Origin of the sequence: Actinomadura sp. NEAU-AAG7, assembly GCF_018603865.1 — a bacterium.
Lineage (GTDB): Bacteria > Actinomycetota > Actinomycetes > Streptosporangiales > Streptosporangiaceae > Spirillospora > Spirillospora litoris.
Map to the genome: position 1 here is coordinate 394900 of NZ_JAHFZY010000002.1, position 13981 is coordinate 408880.

Annotated in this window: 12 protein-coding genes; 7 read left to right on the forward strand and 5 right to left on the reverse strand. The window is 75.4% G+C overall.

All coding sequences use genetic code 11. The features are described 5' to 3' along the window. Window positions 1–108: 108 nt before the first annotated feature. Window positions 109–2118, reverse strand: coding sequence for an FtsX-like permease family protein (locus KLI87_RS11175; protein ID WP_214616889.1), 2010 nt, complete (start codon window positions 2116–2118; stop codon window positions 109–111). Beyond that, window positions 2118–2798, reverse strand: a complete 681-nt coding sequence (locus KLI87_RS11180) for an ABC transporter ATP-binding protein (RefSeq protein ID WP_214617423.1) — start codon at window positions 2796–2798, stop codon at window positions 2118–2120. The genes KLI87_RS11175 and KLI87_RS11180 overlap by 1 nt, the downstream gene beginning before the upstream one ends. A 235-nt stretch (window positions 2799–3033) precedes the next feature. On the opposite strand from KLI87_RS11180, the gene KLI87_RS11185 reads away from it, so the two are divergent. From KLI87_RS11185 to KLI87_RS11200, 4 genes are all read left to right on the forward strand, one after another. Then, complete coding sequence (locus tag KLI87_RS11185; protein ID WP_214616890.1) at window positions 3034–4308, forward strand: sensor histidine kinase; 1275 nt, start codon at window positions 3034–3036, stop codon at window positions 4306–4308. A 13-nt stretch (window positions 4309–4321) separates the two neighbouring features. After that, entirely contained in the window at window positions 4322–4969 is a 648-nt protein-coding gene (locus KLI87_RS11190; RefSeq protein ID WP_214616891.1) for a response regulator transcription factor, read from the forward strand. Window positions 4970–5035: 66 nt separating this feature from the next. Then, a complete protein-coding gene (locus tag KLI87_RS11195) occupies window positions 5036–5377 on the forward strand; it encodes a hypothetical protein (RefSeq protein ID WP_250903740.1) in 342 nt (113 codons plus the stop codon). 148 nt (window positions 5378–5525) lie between these two features. Further along, on the forward strand, window positions 5526–6206 hold the full coding sequence (locus KLI87_RS11200) for a DUF4328 domain-containing protein (protein WP_214616892.1): 681 nt from the start codon (window positions 5526–5528) through the stop codon (window positions 6204–6206). Window positions 6207–6236: 30 nt separating this feature from the next. On the opposite strand, the gene KLI87_RS11205 is transcribed toward KLI87_RS11200, so the two are convergent. From KLI87_RS11205 to KLI87_RS11215, 3 genes are all read right to left on the reverse strand, one after another. After that, window positions 6237–9575 (reverse strand): DNA polymerase III subunit alpha, encoded by a 3339-nt coding sequence (locus KLI87_RS11205; protein WP_214616893.1) that lies wholly within the window; start codon window positions 9573–9575, stop codon window positions 6237–6239. Next, window positions 9566–9838: a DUF6504 family protein gene (locus KLI87_RS11210; protein WP_156217898.1), complete on the reverse strand. Its 273-nt coding sequence runs from the start codon at window positions 9836–9838 to the stop codon at window positions 9566–9568. The genes KLI87_RS11205 and KLI87_RS11210 overlap by 10 nt, the downstream gene beginning before the upstream one ends. Window positions 9839–9974: 136 nt before the next feature. After that, window positions 9975–10247, reverse strand: coding sequence for a hypothetical protein (locus KLI87_RS11215; RefSeq protein WP_308165967.1), 273 nt, complete (start codon window positions 10245–10247; stop codon window positions 9975–9977). 419 nt (window positions 10248–10666) lie between these two features. Here KLI87_RS11215 and KLI87_RS11220 point away from each other — a divergent pair, with 419 nt between their 5' ends. From KLI87_RS11220 to KLI87_RS11230, 3 genes are all read left to right on the forward strand, one after another. Continuing rightward, window positions 10667–11368 (forward strand): TetR family transcriptional regulator, encoded by a 702-nt coding sequence (locus tag KLI87_RS11220; protein WP_214616894.1) that lies wholly within the window; start codon window positions 10667–10669, stop codon window positions 11366–11368. Between the two features lie 113 nt (window positions 11369–11481). Then, entirely contained in the window at window positions 11482–12444 is a 963-nt protein-coding gene (locus KLI87_RS11225; RefSeq protein WP_156217896.1) for a quinone oxidoreductase, read from the forward strand. Between the two features lie 121 nt (window positions 12445–12565). Continuing rightward, window positions 12566–13903 carry a DUF4389 domain-containing protein gene (locus KLI87_RS11230; RefSeq protein ID WP_156217895.1) on the forward strand — a complete coding sequence of 446 codons (1338 nt, stop codon included), beginning with the start codon at window positions 12566–12568 and terminating at the stop codon, window positions 13901–13903. The last annotated feature ends 78 nt before the right edge of the window (window positions 13904–13981 follow it).

The window sequence follows — 13981 nt, forward strand, 5'->3', positions numbered from 1 at the left end:
GATGTCTCCGAGATCACAGCGCTCACGCTACGCACCACCACTGACATTTTCGAACAGGTTTTCGCCCCGGCCGGAGTCCCCGGCCGGACCCCCCGGCCGGCCCCTCCGTCAGTCCGGACGCGGCGCCGGGTCCGTCGTGACCGAGCGCAGCAGCGGGCGGCTGAGCGCGCTCGCTCCGAGCACGCCTCCGAACCCCGCGACGACGAACACGACGAGCGTGAGGAGGCCGGGCGTCCCGAAGCCGGTGGCGAACGGCGCGGCGAAGAACAGGCCGGTCAGCAGCGAGCCGCCGCCCATGACGGCGAGCGGGATCAGCGTCTCCTGCCGCCGCGCGCGGTCGAGCACCCCCAGCGGCGTACCGGCCAGGCGCAGCATCGCATACGTCTGCCTGCGGTCGAGGACGGCGGACGCGCCCGTGATCCCCGCGCTGGTCACGGCGATGAGGAAGGACACGAACAGGACGGTGAGCGCGCCCGTCCGCAGGTCGCCGAGCAGCCGGTTGCCATAGACGTCCTCGTCGGCCCGGCTGGTGGCGACCTTGCCGGGGACGAGGCCGGCCAGCGCCGTCCGGGCGCGGTCGGTGGGTGCGGCGCCCCCCGGAACCGTGATCGTGACGACGCCCTTCCGTGTCACCGTGCCGTGCTCCGCCAGCGGGTCGTCCTCCGCCTTGATTTCCTTGACCGCGACCGTGGCGCCCGTCCCGGCGAGCCGGTGCCGCGCCTGCTCGGCGACCTCGGCCGCCCGCGTCGGCGGGAGGTTCAGCCGCAGCGCGTGCGGGTCGCGCGTGCCGTCCACCGACAGCGACGGCGGCGCGTTCAGCAGCGCGAGGAAGCCCGCGACGAAGCCGGTGAGCGCGACGCCAGCGACCGTCCGCCAGGCGGCGCGCGGGTCGTCCAGCAGGCGGCGCCCGGCGAGCAGCCGCGCCGGGCCCCGCGCGGTCAGCACGGTCACGCGGCCGATCAGCGCGACCACCCACGGCCCCGCGAGGTTGATCGTGAGGAAGGCCAGCGCGAGGAAGACCAGCAGGACGACCAGCGCCGCCCGGCCGAGGCTCATCAGCGAGCCGCTCACGGCGCCGAAGGAGACCAGCACGGCGACGAGCGCGCCGAGCCGGACCGCGCGCAGCCGCGGCGGGGTCTCGCGGCGCGCCACGCCCAGCGGGCTGACGACGACGCGGCGGAGCCCGACGACCGCGCTGACGCCGACGAGCACGGGCACCGCCGCGAGCACGCCGAGGACCGTGAGCGGACCGGGCCACAGGTGGGCGGCGAACCAGCCGCCGCCCGCGATCTGGATGTGGACGAGCGCCGGGGTCGCCGCCGCGTACAGCAGCAGGCCCGCGACCGCGCCCGCGGCGGCGGTCAGCACCGCCTCGGCGACGGTGATCGCGACGACCTGCCCCGGGGTCGCGCCGACCAGCCGCAGCGCGGCGAGCCGCCGGTCGCGGCGCGCGACCGTGAGCCGGGCCGCCGCGCCGCCGAACACCAGCAGCGGCGCGACCATCAGCACCGACGCGATCGCCATCAGCACCCGGTAGGCGCCCGAGAGCGAGGACCCGGCCGTCGGGAACCGGTCGATCCGGACGGGCCCGGCGGTGGTCTCCAGCGACTCGGAGGCGTTCCGGTCCACCGTCATGGCGGGATCGGCGGGAGCGCGCCCGATCACGATGACGAGTTCGCCCGGGTACACGAGCGCGTCCCGCCCGAGCGTCCCGGCGGACGCGGGGAACCGCGCGGCGAGCCGGTCGGCGGGCAGGTCCTTCATCAGGCGGCCGAGGGCGGGCGAGGTCCACGCCTCGCCGGGCTTCGGGAAGTGCGGCATGCCCGGCGGGACCGGCGCGGAGCCGTTCAGCGCCGCGAGGTCGACCACCGAGATCGGCCTGCCCCGGACGTAGTCGGTCGACAGCGCCTCGATCGCCGCCGGCGCCGCGGCGGCCTTCTCCGGGTGCCGCCAGGCGTCGGCCTGCGAGCGCTGCTGGAACGCGTGGTTCGCGCCGATCGCGAACAGCAGCAGCCCGGTCGAGACGGCGACGGCGGCGAGCGTGAGCGCGGAGCCGAGCAGCCCGCGGCCGCCTCCGCCGCGCAGCAGCCGCCAGGCGAGCGCGAGTGTCGCGGGCATCACCGGATCCTCTGCACGCGGCCGTCGCGCACCTCGGCCACCCGGTCGCACCAGGCCGCCACCGAGGGGTCGTGGGTGACGACGACCAGCGAGGCGTCGTTGTGCTTGGTCGCCTCCACGAGCAGCCGCATCGTGTCGTGGCCGGTCGCCTGGTCGAGGGCGCCGGTCGGCTCGTCGGCGAACACCACGGCCGGGCGCGGCACGAGCGCGCGGGCGATCGCGACCCGCTGCGCCTGCCCGCCCGACAGCTCGCCGGGGCGGCGGTGCCCCATCCCGTCGAGGCCGAGCGGGCCGAGCCACGACCGGGCCGCCTGCACGGCCTCGCGCCGGGACGTGCCGCCCAGCATGAGCGGCAGCGCCACGTTCTCCTCGGCGGGCAGTTCGGGCAGCAGCTCCCCGAACTGGAACACGAACCCGAAGCGGGACCGGCGCAGCGCGCTGCGGCGCCGCTCGCCGAGGGTGTCGACGCGCTGGCCGAGCAGCCGCACCTCCCCCGCGTCCGGACGGGTGATCCCGGCGAGGCAGTGCAGCAGCGTGGACTTCCCGGACCCGCTCGGGCCCATGATCGCGACGGCCTCGGCGCGGCCGACCGCGAGGTCCACGCCGTCCAGCGCGACGGTCGTGCCGAAGCGCTTCACGAGGCCGTGCCCCGAGAGCACGGCCTCCGGCGGGGCGGGCAGGCTCACGGGCGGGGCTTCCGGACGGAGTCGACGATCTCCCGGGCGGGCAGCACGACCCCGCCGTAGACGACGAACACGACGAACGCGATGAACAGCGGCACATAGATGAGTTCCATGGCTCCAGCGTGCGCCGGGGCCGCGTCCGGCGGCATCGGGCGCGGGGCCAGGCCCTGGGCGGCGGCATCGGCCGAACGGTCGATCCCGGGGTCGGCTGCGGGTCGTAGCCTCGTGTTCCATGAGCGACCTGGCCCGCCGGACACCCCGGAACGACCCGGGCGCGCGGCTGGACCGCATCCACTCCGTGGGCGGCTGCCTGGTGCGCGGCGCCTACGGCGGCTTCGCGGCCCTGTACCTGCTGGCCTGCCTGCTCGGCACCCCGAAGACCGGGACGAGCATGTGGCTGATCGCGGTGGCGGCGGTCGTCAACGTCGCCGCCGTGACGATCCGGTTGCCGCTGGCGTGGGCGGTGGCGGCGGCGCTGGCCTCGGCGCTCAGCACGCTGCTGATCGCGCCGGTGATCGGGCCGGATCTCGGCAACCCGAGCATGTTCGCCGAGATCGGCGGCCTGCTCATCGTCATCGCCCGGGTGGTCTGGCGGGCCCCGCGCCGGCTGCTCGTCTGGATCACGGTCACCCTCGCCGTCGCGGTGCTGATCGTCCCGCTGCGCTGGTCGGTGGTCGGCGCCGTGCTGTTCACCGCGCCGCTCGGCATCTGCGTGGCGATCGCGCTCGGCGCCGGGCTCTACCTGCGCGCGGTGGACGCCCGCCGGTCCAGGTCGCTGGCCGCCGCGCGCCGCGACGAGCGGCTGGAGCTGGCCCGCGACCTGCACGACTTCGTCGCCCACCACGTGACCGGCATCGTCGTCCAGGCGCAGGCGGCGCGGTTCGCGACGCGGTCGGGCGCGGGGCAGTCGCCCGAGCAGCTCGACACGATGTTCGAGGGCATCGAGCAGGCGGGCACCGAGGCGCTCACGTCCATGCGCCGGATGGTCGGGCTGCTGCGGGACGCGCAGCACGGCGGCGCGGCGGACGGCGAGGCGTTCGGCGGCGCGGCCCCGGGATCCGGCGGCGGGTCCGGCGGCCTGTCGGACGATCGGGGCTCGGCCACCCGGCCCGTCGGCGACCTCGCGCAGTTGGAGCGGCTCGTCGAGGGGTTCACGCATCCGCGGGCCGTCCTCGCGCGGGCGCCCGACCTCGGCTCGCTGCCGCCCGAGGTCGCGACGTCGGTGCACCGCGTCGTGCAGGAGGCGCTGACCAACGTCCGCAAGCACGCCGCCGACGCGACGTCCGTCCAGGTGAGCGTCGCGCGGCTCGGGGACGGGTCGGTCGAGGTCTGCGTCCGCGACGACGGCCAGGGGCGCGGCCGCCGGCTGCCCTCCAGCGGGTTCGGGCTGTCGGGGCTCGGCGAGCGGGTGGACGCCCTCGGCGGGCGGCTGAGCGCGGGCCCGCGCCCCGAGGGCGGCTGGGAGGTCGTCGCCGTCCTCCCCGTCCACGGCGCCCGGCGGGCCTGAGAGAATCGGCGACGTGACCATCCGCGTACTGATCGCCGACGACCAGCAGATGGTCCGGACCGGGTTCCGGATGATCGTCGACTCGCAGCCCGACATGGAGGTGGTCGGCGAGGCCGCCGACGGCGCCGAGGCCGTCGCGCTCGCCCGGCGGCTGCGTCCCGACGTGTGCCTGTTCGACATCCGGATGCCCCGCATGGACGGCCTGGAGGCGACCCGGCTGCTGGCCGGCCCCTCGGTCGCCGACCCGCTGCACGTGGTGATCGTCACGACGTTCGACATGGACGAGTACGTGTACGGGGCCCTGCGCGGCGGCGCGGCCGGTTTCCTGCTCAAGGACAGCGGACCCGCGCTGCTGGTCGAGGCGGTGCGCGCCGCCGCGAACGGGGAGGCGCTGGTGTCGCCGTCGATCACCGTCCGGCTGCTGGAGCACCTGGCGACGCCGCCGCCCGCGCCGACGCTGCCCCGCGAGGCGCTCACCGACCGCGAGCTGGAGGTCGTCCGGCTCGTCGCGCGCGGCCGGACGAACGAGGAGATCGCGGGCGAGCTGTTCGTGTCGCTGTCCACGGTCAAGACGCACCTCGGCAGCATCCACCGCAAGCTCGGCACCCGGAACCGGGTCGAGTCGGCCGCCTGGGCGTGGGAGTCGGGCCTCATGGCCTGACCCCGCCGGGCGGCGCACGGGCACGATGGAGGAAGCGACGGGGGGACGGCACTGGCACCGGAGTCGATGAACGGGCTGCCCACGGCCGTCCTGATCGTGTGGGTGATGTGCGCCCTCGGGTGGGGCGCGGTCTACCTCGCGCTGCGGCGCGGCCTGCGCGGGCCGTCGCGGGGGCCCGCGCTGTTCACCCACACGCTGACCCCGGCGTCCACGATCCTGCTGTGCTCGCTCGTCGGGTTCGGCTCGCTCCAGTCGGTGATCGTGCTGACCGCCGAGTGGTGGGCACTGCTGCTGGTCACCGGGCTGCGGCCGGAGCGGCTGGTCGCCGCGGGCGGGCTCGGGAGGCTCGCGGCGTGGGCCGCCGCGGCCGCCTCCGGGACGCTCCTCGCGGGCCACCTGGTCCTGTGAGAAACCCGGCTTGGCGCACGAACCCGCGTTGCGCGACGTCGGTCAAACGTACGTAGTATCCGAAGCGACGGATGGCCGATGCGGGCCGGTCCCGTGTGGGGGCGGCCCCACGTCCCCCCGGAACGGCTCGAACCCTCGGAGGTGGAGCATGCCGTGTGCGCTGTGCGGCGACATCATCCCGACCGAGGTGGCCCGCTGCCCGGCCTGCGGCGCCTGGGCCCGGCGCCGCGACTTCCGGGCCGTCGGCGTCGCGGTGTTCATGCTGCTCGGCTTCAACGCGTTCATCGCGCTGGGCTCGGGGATCAGCCTGCTCAGGATGGCGCGGCCGCTGCGCGGCGCGACCCACGACACCTACGACCCGGGCGCCACCGACCGGGCGCTCGCCCCCTACAGCGACGTGTTCCTGATCTGCTCGATCATGGCCGCGGTCACCGGGCTGCTGTACCTCGGCTGGCTGTGGCGCGCCTACCGGCAGTCGCCCGGCCCGCACCGGCACCACCGCGCGTGGGTGGTCCTCGGCTGGCTCTGCCCGATCGTCAACCTGTGGCTGCCGCCCCGCCTGGTCTACGAGGTGTGGGTGAACAGTGGCCGGTACCGGACGGCCGAGCGGCAGGCGGCGGGCTTCGTGGTCGCCGCCTGGTGGACGTGCGTCCTGCTCGGCGTCCTGCTCGCCCGCGTGTTCACCGCGGGCAGTGTCGAGACGCTCGCCGAGGCCCGCTTCGACGTCCACGTCGGCGTCGCCGCCGCCGCGTTCCAGGCCCTCGCCGCCGCGCTGTGCATGGCCAGCGTCTTCCAGATCACCCGCCTCCAGGTCGCCCGCGGTACGTAGCGGTGTTCCGAGGTCGCTTCGGAACGCGCGTCAGCCCGAACTGCCCCGGCTGGCGTGCCAGAGGCGTGCCGGGGGCGGGCGCCTGACGGCGGGCCCCGCCGGGCCGATGTCGGAGTAGCGGGACATGGCGAAGCCCGTCGGCTGGACGATCCGGCGCCCCACCGGGCGGGCGACCGGTCCCGGGCGGGCCATCACGGCGCGGACCTCGTCCAGGCCGTCCCGCCGCCAGACCTCGTGCAGGGCGGCGAGGTCCCAGCAGGCGGTGGCGGTGATCGAGAAGGCGCGCTCGCCCGCCCGCCGCAGCCGGCCCCGGGCGACCAGCAGCCACGACCCGAACACGGTCGCGGCGCACCGCTCCTGCACCGACTCGAAGAACGTGAGGTCGACCGGGCCCGACCCGTCGTCCAGCGTCGCGAAGATGACGCGCTGCCCCGACCTGACCGCCGGCGTCTGCGTCGCGACCTTGACCCCGGCGACCAGCACCTCGCTCCTGTCGGGACGGCCCGGCAGCGCGCCCGCGCGGACGACGCCGAGGTCGCCGAGCAGTCCGTCGTAGAAGGTGAGGACGTGGCGGCTGACGTCCATGCCGAGGACGTCCAGCTCCGCCTCGACGATCTCGGCGGCCGTCATCGGCGGCAGCTCGCCCAGCGGGACGTCCTCGGCGAGGTCCAGGCCCTCGGGGCTCCCGAGCGGGAGCTGCCCCTCGGGGACGGCGCGGTCGGCGCGGCCGGTGCGGTGCAGCGCGCCGACCCGGCAGAGCAGGTCGCGGCGCGGCACCGGCGGATCCCGGTACAGCGCGTCGAACCCCCCGGCCAGGACGAGCCGCTCCGCGACCGGCCGCGACACCCGGGCGCGGCGCCAGAAGTCGGTCAGCGACGCGTACGGGCGCCCCTCCACGATGCGGCCGACCTCCGCGTCGCTGATCCCCCTGACCTCGCTCAGCGCGACGCGGATGCCGGACGGCCCGCCCCGCGACACCGGCTCGGCGTGCCAGGCCGCCGCCGACCGGTTGACGTCCAGCGGCAGGATCGGGACGCCGAAGTGGCGGGCGTCGTCGAGGATGACGCGCTTGGGGTACATGCCGGGGTCGTGGGTGAGGACCCCGGCGTAGAAGGCGGCGGTGTGGTGCCGTTTCAGCCACGCCGACTGGTAGGTGGGCAGCGCGAACGAGGCGGCGTGGGCCTTGCAGAAGCCGAACGCGCCGAACGCGGTCAGCGTCCGCCAGACCCGCTCGACCGACGGCCCGTCGTAGCCGCGCGCGAGGGCCCGCTCCCGGAACCACGCGCCCACCACGGCCTGGCCCTGCTCGTGGTTCAGGTTCCGCCGCGCCGCCTCGGCCTTGGAGAGGCCGCAGCCCGTCATCACGTCGAAGATCCGCAGCACCTGCTCGTGGAAGACGACCACGCCGAGGCTCTCGCGCAGCACGGGCTCCAGGTCGGGGTGCGGGTACTCGGGCTCGCGCGTCCCGGCGCGGGCGGCGAGGAACGGCGACACCATGTCGGAGTTCACCGGGCCCGGCCGGAACAGCGAGATGTCGATGACGAGGTCGCCGAGGTCGCGGGGCTGGAGCCGGCCGATCAGCTCGCGCTGGCCGGGCGACTCGATCTGGAAGCAGCCGAGCGTCCGGGACGTGCGGATCAGCTCGAACGTCGCCGGGTCGTCGCGCGGGACCGCCTCCAGGTCGATCTCCGCGCCGGACGCGCGGGCGGCCTCGGCGACGGCGTGCGCCATCGCCGACTGCATCCGCACCCCGATGACGTCGAGCTTCAGCAGGCCCATCGCCTCGACGTCGTCCTTGTCGAACTGGCTCATGGGGAAGCCGACCGCGCTGGTCTCGACCGGCGTGCGGTCGCGGAGGGTCGCGTCCGACAGCAGGACGCCGCACGGGTGCATCGCGATGTGGCGGGGCAGGCCGTCCAGCCGCTCGGCGATCCGGAACAGCACCTCCAGCCGCGCGGTCGCGAGGCCGCTCTGCCGCAGCTCGGGCAGCTCCTCCAGCGCGGCGCCGATCTGGCTCGCCCGGATCTGCGGGAACGCCTTGGCGACCACGTCGATCTCGTGCGGCGGCAGCCCGAGAGCGGCGCCGACATCGCGCAGCGCGCTGCGCGCCCGGTAGGTCTCCATCATCGACACGCACGCCGTGCCGTCCGCGCCGAACCGGGCGAACAGCGCCTCGTAGGCCTCCAGGCGGCGCGCCGACTCCACGTCGAGGTCGATGTCGGGCAGGCCCTCGCGGCTGTCGGCGAGGAACCGCTCCATGAGCAGGTCGTGGCGGAGCGGGTCGAGGTCGCCGATGCCGAGCAGGTGGTTGACCAGGCTGCCCGCGCCCGAGCCGCGGATCGCGCACCGGATGCCGCGCTCGCGGATCAGCGCGGCGGCGTCCGCGACCGTGAGGAAGTAGGCGGCCAGGCCCTTGCGGGCGATCACGCCGAGCTCGGTCGCGAGCCGGTCGGCCGCCGCGCGCGACCCCTCCAGGCCCCGGCGGGCCAGGCCGTCCGCGCAGCGCGCCACGAGCCCGGCGTGCGGGTCGCCCTCGACGGCGGGCAGGTGCACGCCGTCCATGCCGAGGTCGGCCGGGTCGAGGACGCAGCGCTCCGACAGCCGCCGCGTCGCGTCGAGCAGCCCGCCCGCCCCGGGGCCGGCGACCCCCTCGGCGACGCGGCGCATCTCGGGCGGCGACTTCAGGTAGGACTGGCCGGTCCGGTCGTCCAGGTGCCGCCGGTCCAGCGGAGCGAGGCGGCGCGCCGCGTCCAGCACCTGCGCGACCGGGTGGTCGGCGGCCTCCAGGTAGCGGACGGCGTTGCCGAGCACCGCGGTCACCCCCGCCTCGCGGGCCAGGGCGAGCATCCGCGCGGCGCGGTGCCCGTCGCCCCGGTCGTGGTGGTCGACGATCTCGATCACGGTCTCGGCGGCGGCGCGCCAGGCGGCCAGGCGCGCGGCCGCCAGGTCGGGACGGCGCGCCGCGACGGCCCGTCCCACGTCGGACGCGGGGCCGAGCAGCACCACCAGGCCCTCCGCGTGATCGGCGATCACCTCCCGGGTGACGAACGGGTGCCCCCGCTCCCCCGCCGCGTGCGCCGCCGTCACCAGCCGGCACAGCGACCGCCATCCGGCCCGGCCCTCCGCCAGGACGACCACCCGGTCCCCGCCCTCGGGGCCGAGGCGCAGGTCGGCGCCGAGGACGGCGCCGAGGCCCGCGTCCCGGCAGGCCCGGACGTGCCGGACCGCGCCGTACAGGCCGTCGCGGTCGGTCAGCGCCAGCGTCTCCATGCCGAGGGCCGCGGCGCGCCCGGCCAGCGCGGCGGGCGACGCCGCGCCGTACCTGAGCGAATACCCCGAAGCGACATGAAGGTGCACAATCAGTCCCATACCCGGGAAAGCAGCCAGGTTTCGGACGCGCCGTCATAGCGCAGCTCGTACACCCCGACCTCCCGGTCGGGGGTCGCCTCGACCCGCCAGAACTCCCGCTCCCCGGTGGCCTCGCCGTCAGGTCGCTCCTGCCACCAGTCGCGGGTCGTGACCCAGTGCTCCAGCACCCGCCGCACGGTGTGGAGCCGGCCACGCCAGACGAACCGGACCGGACGCCCGTCACTCACCCAGACGTCCACCGGATCGCCGAACACGCGCGTCATCTGCCTCCCCCTCATGTTCACCGCACGGGGGAAGACATGCGGAAGATTCGAACATACGTTCGCGGGGGAGTCTAGGGAAGCACGAGACCCGGAGGCAAGGCGGGCCCCCGCTCCGGCCCAAGGTTCCCGCCCGGGGCTACCTCAGCAGGCGAAAGAGCTGGTCAGCGACGTGGGCGACCTCGGCCACGTCGGCCATCCCGCCGCCCGGCCACAGGTAGGACCAGCCCGCCGCGACCGGCGTCGCGACCACCATGACCTGGCGCCGCGTCCGCGGGCCGAGCACGCTCAGCACCGACTCCGCGGGCCCGGCGAACCGCCAGGACAGGCCGCGCGCCTCGACCTCGTACGCGAGCGCCGCGAGGTGCCGCCGCCGCACCTCCGGGATCTCCCGCCCATCGACTACAGACACTTGATCAGCCGCCTCAGCACCGGGTCGGGCCGCCATGCCGGCACCGCGCCATGGTGGTGGCATGCCCGTTCCATGACCATGGGCGATCGCGTGGCGACAACTGGTGACCGGGTTCAAGCATGACCCGAGAACCGCTGCTGTGCAGGGGAAACCCGGAGAGTATGGCGGGGATTTCGCGGTCCTCCAGGGATGGACCCGGACGGCGCCGCGGACGCGCCCCGCCCGGCCGCGCCAATCAGGTCCCCGCCCGGCCTCCGGAAGGGCCCCGGGCGCCTCCGCGCGGGCTTTCTCACACGCTGGAACCCGGTTCCGGTAGCCGGATCGGCGTCATGATAGAAGCCAGGGGAAGAACCTCAGGGAAACAGCCCAGGGACGCCGGGCCCGCGCCCGGCGTCCGCGAGAGGTCGAAGGAGCCAGCGATGACCGCCGCCCCCGACGGCGACGTCCACGGTCCGGTGGACGGCGCCCGCTGCACGGCGCACCCCTGCGCGGCGGAGGAGCGGCGCGAGATCGCCGGGCTGCGCGAGCGCAAGAAGCGGCGCACGCGGCTGGCGCTCATCGACGCGGCCCTGGACCTGTTCCTTGAGAAGGGCTACGACGCGACGACGATCGACGAGATCGTCGCCGCGGTGGAGGTGTCGCAGCGGACGTTCTTCCGCTACTTCGCCACCAAGGAGGACGTGGTCACCGCCTTCCTCGGCGAGTACGACAAGCTGATGGCCGAGGCGCTGGCCGCGCGTCCGGCGCACGAGCGGCCCTTCACCGCGCTGCTGGAGTCGCTGCGCGTGATGCTGCGGACGAGCGCGGCCACCGGCGGCGGCGACAGCGACAGGTTCCGCCGCATCCGGCAGGTGCTGAAGTCGACGCCGGCGCTGGAGGCCGCGCAGACGGCCCGGTACTCGGCGGCGGAGAAGACCCTCGCCGCCGAGATCGCCCGCCGCGAGGGCGTCGACGCCGCCGACGACCTGCGGCCCCATTTCATCGTCGCGTTCCACACGGCGGCGGCGCGGGTGGCCTTCGAGGACTGCGCGCGGAACGATATCTGGGACCCGGAGACGGTCGCGGCGCGCGTCGAGGAGTCCCTCGCGCTCGCCGTGGCGACCATGCGCGAATGGGTCTGACCGGGGGCGACGCCGGTGAACGACGCGAACTCGACCTGGGCGGCGGGACCTGGCCGGAATAGGACGCCGGGGGGCCGGGTTGCCGCTGAGAAATCAGACCTGAGGAGTTGCGTATGCGTGCGATCGTCGTGACCGAGACGGGCGGACCCGAGGTCCTGCGCGAGGCGGAACGGCCGGACCCGGTGCCCGGTCCCGGCGAGGCGCTGGTGGACGTCGCGGCGAGCGGGGTCAACTTCGTCGACGTGTACTTCCGGACGGGCACCTATCCGCTCGACCTGCCCGCCGTCCCGGGCGTGGAGGCGGCGGGCACGGTGGCGGCGCTCGGCGACGGCGTCACCGGCCTCGCCGTGGGCGACCGCGTGGCCTGGGCGAACGTGCAGGGCGCCTACGCGGCGCGGGCGGCGGTCCCGGCCGAGCGGCTCGTCCCCGTCCCGGACGCGGTGAGCCTGGAGGACGCGGCGGCCACCCTCCTCCAGGGCATGACCGCGCATTACCTGACGCACTCGACGTATGAGGTCCGGCAGGGCGACACCGTCCTCGTGCACGCGGCGGCGGGCGGGATGGGCCTGCTGCTCACCCAGGTCGCCAAGGCGCGCGGCGCCCGCGTGATCGGGACGGCGTCCACGGCGGAGAAGGAGAAGCTCGCGCGGGACGCGGGCGCCGACGAGGTGCTCGGCTACGACGGCTTCGCCGACCGGGTGCGGGAGCTGACCGGCGGCGAGGGCGTCGCGGCGGTCTACGACGGCGTCGGCGCGCCCACCTTCGACGGGAGCCTCGCGAGCCTGCGGCGGCGCGGCGTCCTCGCGCTGTACGGGGGGGCGGGCGGGCAGGTGCCGCCGTTCGACCCGCAGCGGCTCAACTCGGCCGGGTCGGTGTACCTGGCCCGCCCGAACCTCACGGACTACACGGTCGGCCGCGCCGAGCTGCTCGAACGCGCGTCCGACGTGTACCGGTGGGTGGCCTCGGGCGAGCTGGACGTGCACGTCGGGCACCGCTACGACCTGGGCGAGGCGGGCACCGCGCACGCCGACCTGGAGGCGCGCCGGACCACCGGCAAGCTCCTGCTGATCCCCTGATCGCTCCTTACACCATGGTCCGTCCGCCCCCGGCCCCCGATCCTTCGTTCGGGGGACCGGGGGCCCCGGCTCCCTTAGGCTGTGCGCGGGAGAGACAGATCATCAAGGAGCCCGAGCACCCATGACGACGTACGCCGCCGGACCGCTCCAGCATGACGAACCCCGCGTCCTCGGCCCCTACCGGCTGCTCGGCCGCCTTGGGCGGGGCGGGATGGGAACGGTCTACCTCGGAGCCGAGTCCACCGGCCGCAGGGTCGCGGTGAAGGTGGTGAACCGGGAGCTGGCCGGCGAGCCGGAGTTCCTCGCCCGGTTCCGCCGCGAGGTCACCGCGGCGCGCCGCGTCCACCGGTTCTGCACCGCGCCCGTGCTGGACGCCGAGCTCGACCAGGACCCGCCCTACATCGTCACCGAGTACATCGACGGGCCGAGCCTGGAGAAGGCCGTCCTGGAGCGCGGCCCGCTGCCCGGCTCCGACCTGGAGGGCCTCGCGGTCGGCGTCGCGACCGCGCTCACCGCCATCCACGGCGCCGGGATCGTGCACCGCGACCTCAAGCCGTCCAACGTGCTGCTGTCCTCCACCGGCCCGCGCGTCATCGACTTCGGCATCGCCCGCGCGCTGGACGCCCCGGACGGCCCGACCCGCACCGGCCAGTTCGTCGGCACGCCCGCCTACATCGCGCCCGAGGTGCTGCGCGGCGCGCCGGTCGAGCAGGCGTCCGACGTGTTCTCCTGGGCCTGCGTCGTCGCCTACGCCGGGACGGGGCGCCCCCCGTTCCTGGGCAGGACGGTCGCGGAGACGTTCGAGCGGATCGGGGCCGCCGAGCCGGTGCTGGACGGGCTCGACCCCCGGCTGCGCGCGATCGTCGCGGCGGCGCTCGCGAAGGACCCGGCCGCCCGTCCGACGGCGCGGGCGCTGCTCGCGCGGCTCGTCGGGCAGGAGGAGGCCGACCCGGAGCGGATCGCGGAGTCGGTCTCGGCGACCTGGCACCGCGCGGACCGCGACCGCACGAGCGCGAACGGCGCGGCCCCGGCGCCCGCCGCGACCGTCCCGCCGCCGCCGGCGACGGCCGAGGCCCCCGGGGACGAGCGCGCCGCCGCGCCGCCCCCCGCCGCCGAGGCCAAGCCCCCGGCGCTGCCGACCGACGAGCAGACCGTGCTCGTCGACCTGCCCTACCCGGAGGCGTGGCGCGGACCGAAGCGCTGGTTCAGCCTGCTGCGCGGCGTGCTCGTGATCCCGCACCTGATCGTGATGCTCGTCATGTACACGCTGCTGGTGCTCGTGATGGTGCCGAGCGCCCTGCTCATCCCGTTCACCGGCGCCTACCCGCGCTCGCTCTACCGGCTCGTCGTCGGCTGCCAGCGCTGGTCGAGCCGGGTGGTGGCGTACGCGTTCGGGCTCACCGCCGAGACGCTGCCGCCGTTCCGGACGCTCCCGCGGGCGCGGCGCGCGCGCCGCTGACCTCCTCGTCCCGAACATCTCGTTTCCTGGGGCCCGCTAGGGTTTCATCGGAGAGAACCCCCCGATTTCCCAGGATCA

Excerpts from the sequence above, each read along its gene's own strand:
- KLI87_RS11185 (WP_214616890.1), top strand. The coding sequence starts at position 3,034 with ATGAGCGACCTGGCCCGCCGGACACCCCGGAACGACCCGGGCGCGCGG.
- KLI87_RS11225 (WP_156217896.1), top strand. The coding sequence starts at position 11,482 with ATGCGTGCGATCGTCGTGACCGAGACGGGCGGACCCGAGGTCCTGCGC.
- KLI87_RS11220 (WP_214616894.1), top strand. The coding sequence starts at position 10,667 with ATGACCGCCGCCCCCGACGGCGACGTCCACGGTCCGGTGGACGGCGCC.
- KLI87_RS11175 (WP_214616889.1), bottom strand. The coding sequence starts at position 2,118 with ATGCCCGCGACACTCGCGCTCGCCTGGCGGCTGCTGCGCGGCGGAGGC.
- KLI87_RS11230 (WP_156217895.1), top strand. The coding sequence starts at position 12,566 with ATGACGACGTACGCCGCCGGACCGCTCCAGCATGACGAACCCCGCGTC.
- KLI87_RS11210 (WP_156217898.1), bottom strand. The coding sequence starts at position 9,838 with ATGACGCGCGTGTTCGGCGATCCGGTGGACGTCTGGGTGAGTGACGGG.
- KLI87_RS11200 (WP_214616892.1), top strand. The coding sequence starts at position 5,526 with ATGCCGTGTGCGCTGTGCGGCGACATCATCCCGACCGAGGTGGCCCGC.
- KLI87_RS11195 (WP_250903740.1), top strand. The coding sequence starts at position 5,036 with ATGAACGGGCTGCCCACGGCCGTCCTGATCGTGTGGGTGATGTGCGCC.
- KLI87_RS11205 (WP_214616893.1), bottom strand. The coding sequence starts at position 9,575 with ATGGGACTGATTGTGCACCTTCATGTCGCTTCGGGGTATTCGCTCAGG.